Origin of the sequence: Streptomyces sp. KL109B (assembly GCF_030766935.1) — a bacterium.
Lineage (GTDB): Bacteria > Actinomycetota > Actinomycetes > Streptomycetales > Streptomycetaceae > Streptomyces.
Map to the genome: position 1 here is coordinate 39,862 of NZ_JASERL010000001.1, position 11,848 is coordinate 51,709.

The 11,848-nt window shown below is 70.7% G+C and carries 14 protein-coding genes; 9 read left to right on the top strand and 5 right to left on the bottom strand.

All coding sequences use genetic code 11. The annotated features are described in order from the left end of the window. Nucleotides 1-49: 49 nt before the first annotated feature. Nucleotides 50-1,258, top strand: coding sequence for a DUF2993 domain-containing protein (locus RBJ65_RS00185; RefSeq protein WP_306321498.1), 1,209 nt, complete (start codon nucleotides 50-52; stop codon nucleotides 1,256-1,258). Nucleotides 1,259-1,273: 15 nt separating this feature from the next. Here RBJ65_RS00185 and RBJ65_RS00190 read toward each other — a convergent pair whose 3' ends face one another. The 5 genes from RBJ65_RS00190 to RBJ65_RS00210 all read right to left on the bottom strand — a co-directional run bounded on the left by RBJ65_RS00190 (nucleotide 1,274) and on the right by RBJ65_RS00210 (nucleotide 6,585). Continuing rightward, nucleotides 1,274-2,692, bottom strand: a complete 1,419-nt coding sequence (locus RBJ65_RS00190; protein WP_306321497.1) for a HAMP domain-containing sensor histidine kinase — start codon at nucleotides 2,690-2,692, stop codon at nucleotides 1,274-1,276. Continuing rightward, entirely contained in the window at nucleotides 2,689-3,432 is a 744-nt protein-coding gene (locus RBJ65_RS00195; protein WP_306321496.1) for a response regulator transcription factor, read from the bottom strand. Before RBJ65_RS00195 ends, RBJ65_RS00190 begins: the two co-directional genes overlap by 4 nt. Nucleotides 3,433-3,525: 93 nt before the next feature. Continuing rightward, entirely contained in the window at nucleotides 3,526-4,572 is a 1,047-nt protein-coding gene (locus tag RBJ65_RS00200) for a S1C family serine protease (protein WP_306321495.1), read from the bottom strand. A gap of 112 nt (nucleotides 4,573-4,684) precedes the next feature. Further along, nucleotides 4,685-5,707, bottom strand: coding sequence for a LacI family DNA-binding transcriptional regulator (locus RBJ65_RS00205; protein ID WP_306321494.1), 1,023 nt, complete (start codon nucleotides 5,705-5,707; stop codon nucleotides 4,685-4,687). 53 nt (nucleotides 5,708-5,760) lie between these two features. Next, nucleotides 5,761-6,585, bottom strand: a complete 825-nt coding sequence (locus tag RBJ65_RS00210) for a response regulator transcription factor (protein WP_306321493.1) — start codon at nucleotides 6,583-6,585, stop codon at nucleotides 5,761-5,763. Nucleotides 6,586-6,845: 260 nt separating this feature from the next. On the opposite strand from RBJ65_RS00210, the gene RBJ65_RS00215 reads away from it, so the two are divergent. From RBJ65_RS00215 to RBJ65_RS00245, 8 genes are all read left to right on the top strand, one after another. Further along, nucleotides 6,846-7,670, top strand: a complete 825-nt coding sequence (locus RBJ65_RS00215; protein ID WP_372341372.1) for an alpha/beta hydrolase — start codon at nucleotides 6,846-6,848, stop codon at nucleotides 7,668-7,670. A gap of 65 nt (nucleotides 7,671-7,735) precedes the next feature. Then, nucleotides 7,736-7,990 carry a MoaD/ThiS family protein gene (locus tag RBJ65_RS00220; RefSeq protein ID WP_306321491.1) on the top strand — a complete coding sequence of 85 codons (255 nt, stop codon included), beginning with the start codon at nucleotides 7,736-7,738 and terminating at the stop codon, nucleotides 7,988-7,990. Next, nucleotides 7,926-8,927 (top strand): hypothetical protein, encoded by a 1,002-nt coding sequence (locus RBJ65_RS00225; protein WP_306321490.1) that lies wholly within the window; start codon nucleotides 7,926-7,928, stop codon nucleotides 8,925-8,927. The genes RBJ65_RS00220 and RBJ65_RS00225 overlap by 65 nt, the downstream gene beginning before the upstream one ends. Nucleotides 8,928-9,133: 206 nt before the next feature. After that, the gene (locus RBJ65_RS00230) at nucleotides 9,134-9,877 is read left to right on the top strand and encodes a DUF2993 domain-containing protein (protein WP_306321489.1); all 744 of its coding nucleotides are present in this window, start codon (nucleotides 9,134-9,136) and stop codon (nucleotides 9,875-9,877) included. Between the two features lie 234 nt (nucleotides 9,878-10,111). After that, on the top strand, nucleotides 10,112-10,192 hold the full coding sequence (locus tag RBJ65_RS42045; RefSeq protein WP_352133573.1) for a putative leader peptide: 81 nt from the start codon (nucleotides 10,112-10,114) through the stop codon (nucleotides 10,190-10,192). Between the two features lie 120 nt (nucleotides 10,193-10,312). Next, the gene (locus RBJ65_RS00235; RefSeq protein ID WP_306321488.1) at nucleotides 10,313-11,158 is read left to right on the top strand and encodes a sulfurtransferase; all 846 of its coding nucleotides are present in this window, start codon (nucleotides 10,313-10,315) and stop codon (nucleotides 11,156-11,158) included. Nucleotides 11,159-11,200: 42 nt separating this feature from the next. Further along, nucleotides 11,201-11,488, top strand: a complete 288-nt coding sequence (locus tag RBJ65_RS00240; protein ID WP_306321487.1) for a DUF1416 domain-containing protein — start codon at nucleotides 11,201-11,203, stop codon at nucleotides 11,486-11,488. 98 nt (nucleotides 11,489-11,586) lie between these two features. Further along, nucleotides 11,587-11,847 (top strand): DUF3099 domain-containing protein, encoded by a 261-nt coding sequence (locus tag RBJ65_RS00245; protein WP_306321486.1) that lies wholly within the window; start codon nucleotides 11,587-11,589, stop codon nucleotides 11,845-11,847. Nucleotide 11,848: the final 1 nt, after the last annotated feature.

Below are 11,848 nucleotides of genomic sequence, written 5' to 3' on the forward strand. Positions count from 1 at the left end.
TGTGAAGGTTATTTGTGTAACCCGTGGGGTTGTGTGATGGAATCGGCCGATGCGTACCCCCCACCGCATGGACGACGAGCCCATAGCCAACGACCGTACGGCGTTTGACGATTGGTTTGATGACGGGGCGGAGGATTTGGTTCCGCCGGACCACGGCCGGTTCGACGACGGGCCCGACCACTGGTCCCCGCCGGACCACCGGCGCGCGGGACGGCGCAGGCGCCGCAGCCGGCTCGCCGGGGTCTCCTTCGCGCTGAAGGGCCTCATCGCCGTCGTCGTCCTGTGCGGTTTCCTCGCCATGGCCGACCGCTGGGCGGTGCTCTACGCGGAGAACAAGGCCGCGCAGCAGCTCAAGAAGCAGATGAAGCTGACGGCGGCGCCCGAAGTGGAGATCGGCGGCTTTCCGTTCCTCACGCAGCTCGCCGACCGCCGCATCGGCGAGATGAAGGTGACGGTCCCCGACGTCGCCGCCGACCGCGTCACCCTCGCCAAGGTCTCCGCGACCGCCCACAACGTACGCATCAAGGGCTCGGGCCTCACTGACATCAGCGGCGCCTACGCCGACCAGATGAACGGGCAGGTGCTGCTCAGCTTCGCCGACATGAACCGTGAACTGGGCGCCTCCCAGGTCACGTTCACCGGACACGGCAAGAACAAGGTGCTCGCGCGCGGCACCCTGCCCGTCGCCGGGCACGACGTGAAGGTGCGGGCCGACGCGAACATCCAGCGGCTCGGCGCGTCCGGGATCTCCACGGACATCGACAACATGAGCCTCGCCATCGGCGACCTCGCCACCTACCGCCCCGGCACCCGCGCCTCCGAGGGCCTGCACCTCACGCGCCAGTCCGTGGACAAGCTCACCCAGCAGGTCGACAAGGCGCGCCAGCTGCTCGCCGTGCCCGCCGTCGTGAAGCGGCTCGGGGTGCCGGACAGCGCGGTTCAACAGGCGCTGAACAGCGACGCGAAGCTGCGCGAGCTGACCGGAACGCCGCGCTTCGTCAAGCAGTTGATGGGCACGAACCTGATCGACATCGCGCTCGCCCACCCCGAGATCCTCAAGAGGATCGGCCTCGACCCGGCGCTGCTCGACGGCCTCACCCGCCTCACCCGGCCCGAACTCGCCGACCGCCTCTCCCTCGCCTTCCGGGTCCCGCAGCTGCCCGGCGACTCGGGGTACGTACGCCTTCAGGACGTGCGGGTGGAGAAGGAGGGGATCCGGGTGGATCTGTCGGGAGGCGGGCTCTCGGTCGGCAAGTGAGCCGAATCCGTGCCGTTACGGGATCTCCGGCGGCGGCGTCGGCGCGCCCGGCAGGGACAGCGTCGCGAGCGTGCCGCCGCCGTCCGCCGCCGACAGGCCGACATGGCCGCCGCTGGCCTCGACCGTACGGGCCACGATCGACAGGCCGAGCCCCGAGCCCGGCAGGGCGCGCGCGGTCGGGGAGCGCCAGAACCGGTCGAAGACGTACGGGAGTTCCTCGTCCGGGATGCCGGGGCCGTGGTCCCGCACGGTGAGCGTGCCGCGCATGAGGCGCACCTCGATCCGCCCCTTCTCCGGGCTGAACTTCACGGCGTTGTCCAGCAGGTTCACCACCGCCCGCTCAAGCGCGGCCGGCTCCGCCCGTACGTACCAGGGGGCCAGCTCGGCGTCGAAGGTCAGCTCGGGGCCGCGCAGCCGGGCGCGTTCGATGGCGCTGCGCACCGTGTCGTGCAGCGAGACGACCCGCAGCGGCCCCTCCGCCCCGGTCAGTCCCGTACGCGACAGCTCCTGAAGGTCGCCGATGAGCGCGGCCAGCTCCGTCATCTGCGCCTTCAGGGACGTCATCAGCGCCTTGCGGTCCTCCGCCGGGATGGTGCGGCCGGTCTCCTCGATCCGGTTGAGGAGATCGATGTTGGTACGCATCGAGGTCAGCGGCGTACGCAGCTCGTGGCCCGCGTCGGCGATGAGCTGCTGCTGAAGGTCGCGGGAGGAGGCGAGCGAGGCCGTCATCTGGTTGAACGACTCCGAGAGCCGCGCGATCTCGTCGTCGCCCTCGACCGGGATGCGGACCGTGAGGTCCTCGGTTCTGGCCACGTGCTCGACGGCTTCGGTGAGGTCGTCGACGGGGCGCAGTCCGGTGCGGGCGATCCACAGTCCTGCGGCCGTGGAGCCGAGGACGCCGATGCCGCCCACGAGGAGGAGCACCCAGGCCAGGGTGGTGAGGGGCTCCGTGACCTCGGATGTGGGGCTGGCCACGGAGACCGCGAACTGCTCGCCGCTGTTCTTCTCGACGGCGTGCAGCGTCACGACGCGCATCTGGGTGCCACCGTCGTCCGCGGTGGTGTGCGACGCGGTGTCCAAGGTGCCCGCGGCCACGGACAGATCGTCGGCCTGGACGGGGATCACCTCGTCACCGGGCGAGGTGCACACCTGACCGTCGGTGGAGATGATCTGGACCGTCGGGCCGGGGAATCGCCTGGCGCTCGAGCCGGACGACGAGCTGCAGTTGTCCAGGATGTACGAGATCTGGCTCGGCCCCAGCGAGTGCGCCTCGTTGGACAGGTTGTGGTCCAGCTGGTCGTACAGCTGCGCCCGCGTGATGAACCAGCACGTCACCGCCACCGCGGCGACGGCCGCCGCGACCGCCACGGCGACGAGGAGCGCGATCCGCGACCTCAGTGGCAGCGTCCGCAGCCGTCGTACGAGCTTGTTCACTCGGCCGCTCCTCCGGACCGCAGCACGTACCCCACGCCCCGCACGGTGTGCACGAGGCGCGGTTCGCCGCCGGCCTCGGTCTTGCGGCGCAGGTACATCACGTAGACGTCGAGGGAGTTGGAGGACGGCTCGAAGTCGAAGCCCCAGACGGCCTTGAGGATCTGCTCGCGGGTGAGGACCTGCCGGGGGTGGGCCAGGAACATCTCCAGGAGCGTGTACTCGGTGCGGGTCAGCTCGACCGCGCGGCCGCCGCGGGTGACCTCGCGGGTGGTGAGGTCCATCCGCAGGTCGGCGAAGGCGAGGGTGTCGGAATCGTCGACGTCGGCGCCGGTCGCCGCGGCGGCGTACGAGCTGCGGCGCAGCAACGCCCGTACCCGCGCGAACAGTTCGTCCAGCTCGAACGGCTTGACCAGGTAGTCGTCGGCGCCCGCGTCGAGCCCTGTGACGCGGTCGCCGACGGTGTCGCGGGCGGTGAGCATCAGGATCGGGGTGGTGGAGCCGGTCGCCCGCATCCGGCGGGCGGCGGTCAGGCCGTCCATGCGCGGCATCTGGATGTCGAGGACGACCAGGTCGGGCCGGTACGAGGCGACCTTCTCCAGGGCGTCCGCGCCGTCGACGGCGACCTCCGTGGCGTACCCCTCGAAGGCGAGGGAACGCTGAAGCGCCTCAAGCACCGCGGGCTCGTCGTCGACGATGAGGATCCGGTACTGCGGTTCGCGTTCGCCTTCGGCGGGGCTCATGGGCTGCGCTTCCTGTCGGTTCGGGGGGTACGGGCGGGGCCGGTGCCTCTCAGCCTCGCACCGTCTCGCCGGGTGGGCACAATCACGCCCCGGTCAGCTGTCGGAGCCGCCCGAACGGAGCGTGTCCAGGTCCGCCTTGACCGTATTGATCGGAATGGCGAACCCGAGCCCCACGCTGCCGTTGCTCGACGAGGACGTGGACGAACCCGAACCGGACGAGTACATCGCCGAGTTGATGCCGATGATGTTGCCGTTCATGTCGATGAGGGCGCCGCCGGAGTTGCCGGGGTTGAGGGACGCGTCGGTCTGGATCGCCTTGTACGTCGTCTTGGACGAGCCGGTGTCGCCGTTGAACTGCTGCCCGCCGAACTCGAACGGCCACTCGCCGCTGCCGCTGCCGCCCTGCTGTTGCTGCTGCTGCCCCTCGTCCGTGGAGACGGTGACATCACGCTGGAGCGCGGAGACGATGCCGCTGGTCACGGTCCCGGTCAGGCCCTCGGGGGAGCCGATCGCGACGACGTCGTCGCCGACCTTGACGCCCTCGGAGTCGCCGAGCGTCGCGGCCTTCAGCCCGGACGCGTTCTTCAGCTTGATGAGCGCGAGGTCCTTCTTCGCGTCGGTGCCGACGACGTCCGCCGTGTACGTCTTGCCGTCGCTCGTCGACACCTTCACCGAGGAGGCGCCGGACACGACGTGGTTGTTGGTGACGATCTCGCCGTCACTCGTGATGATCACGCCGGAGCCGGTCGATGAACCGGACCCGAGCTCCGCGTTGACCTCGACTATCGAGGGGCTGACCGCCTCCGCGACCCCGGACACGGTGCCCTTCTTGCTGCTCGGCACGACATTCGTACTCGTCGAACTGGCGGAGACGCCGTCGCCGCCCGAACCGGTCAGCTCCTGGAAGGCGTACGCCGTGCCGCCCCCGACGGCCGCCGCCGCGACCGCCACCGCCGCGATGAGACCGGTCGGCCCGCGCAGCCGCTTCTTCTTCCGCTTCGGGCCCTCCTCCGCCTGAGGCTGCTCGTACGGCTGCTGCTGGTGCGTCTGCTCGGCGAGCACGACGCCCGGCAGGTACGGGGGCTGGGGCGGGTAGGGCTGCTGGGGTTCGTCGCCGCTTCGGCGGTAGCTGTCGGTCATGGCACCAAGCCTGTGGCGCGTACATGAGAGCTGCCTGAGCGCGCCCTGAGAGTCCCGACAGAACCGCGTTTGCCCGAAATAAAGCCCGACGCGAGCAGGCGCGCGGAAGGCGTTACGCGCAGCCGCAGGACTGCCGGAGCACCAGCCGCGAAGGAAACAGCTTCAACCGCTCGCGCCGCGACCCGGCCACCCGCAGCGAGTCGTCCAGTACGAGGTCCACGGCGGCCCGCGCCATCGCGGGGCGGTCGGCGGCGACGGTGGTCAGCGGCGGATCGGTGAGCCCCGCCTCCTTCACGTCGTCGAACCCGGCCACCGCCAGCTCGCCCGGCACGTCGATGCGCAGCTCGCGCGCGGCCCGCAGCACGCCGATGGCCTGGTCGTCCGTGGAGCAGAAGATCGCGGGCGGCCGGTCCGGCCCGGAAAGCAGCCCGAGCGCCACCTTGTACGCGTCGTAGCGGTTGTACGGCGCCTCGAAGAGCCGGCCCTCGGTCTCCCGCCCGGCCTCCTTCATGGCGCGCCGCCAGCCCTCGACGTGGTCGGAGACCGGGTCGCCGACGGACGGGGTGTCCGCGGTGCCGCCCACGCAGGCGACGTACTCGTGCCCGTGCTCCAGGAGATGCCGGGTGGCGAGCTGGGCGCCGCCGATGTCGTCGGTGACGACCGCGACGTCGTCGATCGCCTCGGGCCGCTCGTGCAGGAGGACGACGCGGGCGTCCCAGGCCTCGATCTCGTTCGCCGCGAGGTCGTTGAAACCGTGCGAGACGAGGATCAGCCCGGACACCCGCATGCCGAGAAACGCGCGGACGTAGTGGACCTCACGGTCCGGCACGTAGTCGGAGTTGCCGACCAGGACCATCTTTCCGCGCTCGGACGCCGCCTGTTCCACGGCGTGCGTCATCTCCGCGAAGAACGGCTGCCGTGCGTCCGGGACGATCATTCCTATGAGGTCCGTGCGCCGCGAGGCCATCGCCTGGGCGACCCGGTCCGGCCGGTACCCCAGCTCCTTGATCGCGGCGAGTACGCGCTCGCGCGTGGCCGGGGCGACCGGCCGGGGTCCGTTGTTGATCACGTAGGAGACGACGGCGGTCGAGGTACCCGCCAGTCGCGCCACATCGTCCCGAGTCACCTTGGCCACGCGCGGAGTCTACGCGGATGGACCACCCTCTGGGCAGGGCGTGAGCCGCACCGCTAACGGCGCATGCGGGCGGGCTCCGCCACTTCCTCGGCGGGGGCCGGAACCTTGTCCGCCTTGTCCGCCTTGTCGGCCGCCCTGCTCGCCGCCTCGGCCTCGGCCCGCTTCTCGGCCCGCGCCTCGGCGTTCTTCTCCGCCTTCTTCTCCGGCTTCTCCGGTGTGACGAAGCGGTAGCCCACGTTGCGCACCGTGCCGATCAGCGACTCGTGCTCGGGCCCGAGCTTGGCGCGCAGCCTTCGCACGTGCACGTCCACGGTCCGGGTGCCGCCGAAGTAGTCGTAGCCCCAGACCTCCTGGAGCAGCTGGGCGCGCGTGAACACGCGGCCGGGGTGCTGCGCCAGGTACTTCAGGAGCTCGAACTCCTTGAAGGTCAGGTCGAGGACCCGCCCCTTGAGCTTCGCGCTGTACGTCGCCTCGTCCACCGACAGGTCCCCGTTGCGGATCTCCATGGGGGAGTCGTCGGTGACGATCTGCTGCCTGCCCATCGCGAGCCGCAGGCGTGCCTCGACCTCGGCGGGGCCCGCCGTGTCCAGGAGTACGTCGTCGATGCCCCAGTCGGCGGTGACGGCGGCGAGACCGCCCTCCGTCACGACGAGCACCAGCGGGCAGCCGGGCCCGGTGGAGCGGAGCAGCTGGCAGAGGCTGCGGACCTGCGGGAGGTCGCGGCGGCCGTCGATGAGGATGACATCGGCGCCGGGGGTGTCGACGAGAGCGGGCCCCTCCGCGGGGGCCACTCGCACGTTGTGCAGGAGCAGGCCGAGAGCGGGAAGCACCTCCGTCGACGGCTGAAGGGCATTGGTGAGGAGCAGAAGAGAGCTCATCGGTCCCCACCTGCCCTGGGGGTCGTCATACAGTCGTGCACGGTTCGCTCGCCCATAACGTCTGGTTCCTCCTCGGGTCCCTACGAGGACGTTTGCGGCACTGCTTCGTACGGTTGCCACCGGCCCCGAACCCCGCGCCCTGGGGTCCCTGACCTGCGGTTTTACCTGCGTTTTCGTGGCGTCGTATACAACGCCCCAGAAAGCACAAAAGGACCCGGGGGCTGCATTGCCCGAGTCCTCTACCCAGCAGAATAGCCCACATGAGTCGGCGTCCGGCAGGTGACGAGCGTGGATCTTCTGTGTGGCCGATCACCGAACGGAGACGGCGCGTGATGCTCCGGACACGCGACGGAGTCGCCATCGAGGCGGCCCACGACCCCGGCCCAGGCGGCCCCGACACCCCGGCGATCGTGCTCGCGCACGGCTTCACCGGCGATCTGGAGCGGCCCCATGTGCGGCGCGCGGCGCGGGTGTTCGCGCAGCGTGCGGCCGTGATCACGTTCTCGTTTCGGGGGCACGGGCGGTCCGGCGGGCGGTCCACGGTCGGCGACAAGGAAGTGCTCGATCTCGCGGCGGCGGTCGAGTGGGCGCGGGAGCTCGGGCACGCGCGCGTGGTGACGGTCGGTTTCTCCATGGGCGGTTCCGTGGTGCTGCGGCAGGCCGCGTTGCACACAGGGCGCACGGAAGCGCGCCCCGACGCGGTCGTCGCGGTGAGCGCTCCGGCGCGGTGGTTCTACCGGGGGACGGCGCCGATGCGGCGGGTGCACTGGGCGGTGACCCGGCCGGCGGGCCGCGTCGTGAGCCGCTTCGGGCTGCGCACCCGGATCCACCCGTACGACTGGGACCCGGTGCCGCTCTCCCCGGTCGAGTCGGTGCCGCTGCTGGCGCCGACCCCGCTGCTCGTCGTGCACGGCGACCGGGACCCGTACTTTCCGGTCGACCACCCCCGGATGCTGGCCGCGGCATCGGAAGGGGCGGCGGAGTTGTGGCTGGAGCCGGGGATGGGGCACGCCGAGCACGCGGCGAGCGACGAGCTGATCGAGCGGATCGGGGCGTGGGCCGCGGCGGCGCTTGCCGCACAATAGGACACCGCAGTCGATGCGTAGGTCCGTAGGTCCGTAGGTCCGTAGATCCGTAGGAAGGAGCCGGGATGGCGCAGGGCACGATCCGTTACTGGGCCGCGGCCAAGGCGGCCGCCGGTGTCGCGGAGGAGCCGTACGACGCCGAGACCCTGGCGGTGGCGTTGGAGGCGGTCCGTGCGCGGCACTCCGGCGAGCTCGTCCGGGTGCTCCAGCGGTCCTCGTTCCTGGTCGACGGGGATCCGGTCGGGACGCGTGGGCATGAGACGGTACGGCTGGCCGAGGGCGGCACGGTCGAGGTGCTCCCGCCGTTCGCAGGAGGGTGACATCCCGATGAGCAGCAATCAGCAGTATCCGCAGTACGAGTACGGGTATGGGAACGGGTCGTACGAAGGCTCGTACGACCCGTACGCGCAGCAGACGCAGCCTGCGCCTGCGCCTGCGCCCGCGCCCGTTCCGCAGCAGCAGTGGTCGAGCTCGCGGGGCTCTGCCCCGGACCCCGCTGGCTCTCGTCCGACGGCGGGGCTTGATCTACCGGAGCGGTCGCCGATCATCGAGCCGGGGATGCAGCCCGCCGGGCTCACGGCCGTGCTCGGGCTGCTGCTCGCGGGGGGCGCCGCGATCGGCTCGTACGGACTGCTCGTCCCGTTGCTGGTGCTGCAGGCGGTCACGGCCGCGGGCTGGTTCCGGCTCAACGGGATGTGGCCCGCGCGCCAAGGCATCGCGCTCGCGTTCCTGGGCGGTGTCGTCGCGGATGTCGCGCTGCTCGTGGCGGGCCGGGACAACGGTCCGGCCGCGATCCTCGGCACGCTCGGCGTCTGGGTGCTGCTCACCCTCGTCCTCCAGCTGCGCTCGCACGCGGAGCCGGACGAGCGGATGTACGGGCTGATGGCGACGGTCACCTCCGCGGCGCTGGCGATCGTGGCGGCCGGTCACCTCGCGGCCGAGGCCGACGCGGTGACGGTCGGCGGGGTCGCCGTGGCGGTGGCGATCGTGGCGCGCGCGTTGCCGCTGCCGACGGTGGCGTCGGTGGTTGTGGCGCTGCTGGCGGGGGCCGGGGCGGGGGTCGCCGCGGGCGCCGTTACCGGTCTCGGTTCGGCCGGCGCGCTGCTCGGCCTCGCGGCGGCCGCCTGCGCCCTGATCGGTCACCGGGTCGCGTCCTACGACTTCCCGTCCCGCTTCGTCCACATGACGGCGGGCGTCGCGCTTCCGCTGGCCGCGGCGGCCCCGGCGGTCTGGATCCTCGGCCGCGTCCTGGGCTAGCCGGGAACGTGGTTGCGCCCCCCGGGGCTCCGCCCCGGACCCCGCGCCTCAAACGCCGGCGGGGCTTGATGTGGCGGCGAGTGCGGACAGTTCAAGCCCCTGCGGCGATTGAGCAGCGGGGTCCGGGGCGGAGCCCCGGGGCCGGAACCAGGTCGCGGCGGAACGATATTGCCCGCCCCGGCCCCCGGCCACGTACGCTCCCCGCCATGCGCGCACTGCGAATACTGCTGATACTCGTCGTCGTCATCGGCGGCCTCTTCGTCGCGGCCGACCGCCTCGCGGTCCACTTCGCCGAGGACAAGGCCGCCGACAAGATCCGTACGAGCGAGGGGCTCGGGCAGACCCCTGACGTGTCGATCAACGGCTTCCCGTTCCTGACCCAGGTCGCCGGCGGCACCCTGGACGACGTCGAGATCGGCATCCAGGACTTCGAGGCGAAGAGCGAGGACGCCGGCAAGAGCGGCGCGGCCATCCGCATCGCCGACCTCAAGGCCGAGATGCACGGCGTGAAGTTCGACAACAGCTACAGCTCCGCCACCGCCGCCTCCGCCACCGGCACCGCCCGCATCGACTACGCCGAACTCCTCAAGGCCGTGAAGAAGCAGGACCCGGTGCAGGTCGCCCCGAGCGTGACCGCGTGGATCGACGGTCTCTCGTACGCCGGTGACCACAAGGTCAAGGTCACCCTCGCCATCAAGACCCCGCTCGGCACCGTGCGGCCCTCCGTGCGCAGCACCGTCGACGTCAGCGGCGGCGAGGTCAGGGCGCACGCCGACAGCCTCCCGGACGTGGCCGCGGTCAGGCTGGCCGGGGACCGGCTCCGCGGTGTCGTCGACTTCAAGCAGGCGCTCGACGACCTGCCGGCCGGCATCAAGCTGGACCGGGTGCGGGCGGTGCCGCAGGGCTTCGAGATCAAGGTGAAGGGTTCGGACCTCGACCTGGTCGGGTAGGCCGGACACGGGCCGCGCGGGCACCTTTCTCCCCCGTGTCTCCCCCGCGTCTCCCCTGCGGTCCGAACTGCGAGACGACGGCGTCCGCAGAGTAGATGTCGAGGGCCCCGCGGCGGTGCGGCGGCGGGGCGGGCGGCGTCCGGATCCGCGATCGATCCCACGTACCGGACGATCGTGTCTCAGTATCCGACACGTCGGTGACACGGCCGCCGGTACGTCCTTACGATCGGACCCATGAAGCGACAGGCGGACCTCACGAAGCGGCGGGCAGTAGACCTGTGCCGCGTCGCCGCCATGCTCTGTCGCGCCGCCTGAGCGGGACGGCTCAACTCCCGCTGCCCCCTGACCCCTTGAGGCGCTCACGACTCGGGGTCCCCGTGCGCTCGCGCACACCGTCTTTCGCATGCCGCCGCAACTGCCCCGGAGGAATTCAGCATGAGCCGCAGCGACGTCCTGGTAGACGCCGACTGGGTCGAGGCCAACCTCGACAACGACAGCGTGGCCATCGTCGAGGTCGACGAGGACACGTCCGCGTACGACAAGAACCACATCAAGAACGCCATCCGCATCGACTGGACCAAGGACCTCCAGGACCCGGTCCGGCGTGACTTCATCGACCAGGAGGGCTTCGAGAAGCTCCTGTCGGCGAAGGGCATCGGCAACGACACGACCGTCGTGCTCTACGGCGGCAACAACAACTGGTTCGCGTCCTACGCCTACTGGTACTTCAAGCTCTACGGCCACCAGGACGTGAAGCTCCTCGACGGCGGCCGCAAGAAGTGGGAGCTCGACTCCCGCGACCTGGTCGACGGCTCGCAGGTCCCCAGCCGCCCGGCCACCGACTACAAGGCCAAGCCGCAGGACACCTCGATCCGCGCCTTCCGCGACGACGTCGTGAACGCGATCGGCAGCAAGAACCTCGTCGACGTGCGTTCCCCCGACGAGTTCTCCGGCAAGCTCCTCGCCCCGGCCCACCTGCCGCAGGAGCAGTCGCAGCGTCCGGGCCACGTCCCGTCCGCGCGCAACATCCCGTGGTCGAAGAACGCCAACGACGACGGCACGTTCAAGTCGGACGACGAGCTCAAGGCGCTCTACGCCGACGAGCAGGTCGACCTGGCGAAGGACTCGATCGCGTACTGCCGCATCGGCGAGCGCTCCGCGCTCACCTGGTTCGTGCTGCACGAGCTGCTCGGCCAGGAGAACGTCAAGAACTACGACGGCTCGTGGACCGAGTACGGCTCCCTCGTCGGCGTGCCGATCGAGCTCGGCGCCAACAAGTAACCGCCCTTTCCTCTTCCCTTCCTTCTTCCTTAGGAGTCAGTCATGTGCGGAGCGAAGGCCGGCGGCCCCGACGCCTCGACGATCAAGCCCGGTGAGACCACCATCCAGGGCCAGGTGACCCGCGACGGCGAGCCGGTGACCGGCTACGTCCGGCTCCTCGACTCGACCGGCGAGTTCACCGCCGAGGTCCCCACCTCGGCCACGGGCCAGTTCCGCTTCTACGCGGCCGAGGGCACGTGGACCCTGCGCGCCCTGGTCCCCGGCGGGCAGGCCGACCGTACGGTCGTCGCCCAGACCGGCGGCCTCGCGGAGGTCGCGATCGCTGTCTGAGCGATCACACGTAACGGCTGAAGGGCCGCATCCCCCGGGGTTGGACGCCATGGGTTCGGGGTGCGGTCCTTCGGCATGAGCGGGCTTACGCTGAAGGTATGTACGCACGGCGGAAGCACCTGTACTTCGCCATGATGGGCGTCTGTATCGGGCTGTTCGTCCTGGCCTGGGGCGTTGTGCGGCTCTGGTCGGTGCCGGCGGCGGTCGCCATGTGCGTCGTCGCCATGGTCATCCCTCCCTTCGCCGCGATCGTCGCCAACCGGCGCGGCCCCGAGGACCGCTGGTGGGACGACCCCTCGGGCGACGCGAAGTCCGACGAGTGGTGGGACGAGCTGGACGGCAAGAAGCGACATAAATGAG

What these genes read in the sequence shown, in the direction of transcription:
- RBJ65_RS00215 (WP_372341372.1), top strand. Translation starts at nt 6,846, where the DNA reads ATGAGTCGGCGTCCGGCAGGTGACGAGCGTGGATCTTCTGTGTGGCCG.
- RBJ65_RS00220 (WP_306321491.1), top strand. Translation starts at nt 7,736, where the DNA reads ATGGCGCAGGGCACGATCCGTTACTGGGCCGCGGCCAAGGCGGCCGCC.
- RBJ65_RS00185 (WP_306321498.1), top strand. Translation starts at nt 50, where the DNA reads ATGCGTACCCCCCACCGCATGGACGACGAGCCCATAGCCAACGACCGT.
- RBJ65_RS00210 (WP_306321493.1), bottom strand. Translation starts at nt 6,585, where the DNA reads ATGAGCTCTCTTCTGCTCCTCACCAATGCCCTTCAGCCGTCGACGGAG.
- RBJ65_RS00195 (WP_306321496.1), bottom strand. Translation starts at nt 3,432, where the DNA reads ATGAGCCCCGCCGAAGGCGAACGCGAACCGCAGTACCGGATCCTCATC.
- RBJ65_RS00235 (WP_306321488.1), top strand. Translation starts at nt 10,313, where the DNA reads ATGAGCCGCAGCGACGTCCTGGTAGACGCCGACTGGGTCGAGGCCAAC.
- RBJ65_RS00200 (WP_306321495.1), bottom strand. Translation starts at nt 4,572, where the DNA reads ATGACCGACAGCTACCGCCGAAGCGGCGACGAACCCCAGCAGCCCTAC.
- RBJ65_RS00230 (WP_306321489.1), top strand. Translation starts at nt 9,134, where the DNA reads ATGCGCGCACTGCGAATACTGCTGATACTCGTCGTCGTCATCGGCGGC.
- RBJ65_RS00245 (WP_306321486.1), top strand. Translation starts at nt 11,587, where the DNA reads ATGTACGCACGGCGGAAGCACCTGTACTTCGCCATGATGGGCGTCTGT.
- RBJ65_RS00225 (WP_306321490.1), top strand. Translation starts at nt 7,926, where the DNA reads ATGAGACGGTACGGCTGGCCGAGGGCGGCACGGTCGAGGTGCTCCCGC.
- RBJ65_RS00240 (WP_306321487.1), top strand. Translation starts at nt 11,201, where the DNA reads ATGTGCGGAGCGAAGGCCGGCGGCCCCGACGCCTCGACGATCAAGCCC.
- RBJ65_RS42045 (WP_352133573.1), top strand. Translation starts at nt 10,112, where the DNA reads ATGAAGCGACAGGCGGACCTCACGAAGCGGCGGGCAGTAGACCTGTGC.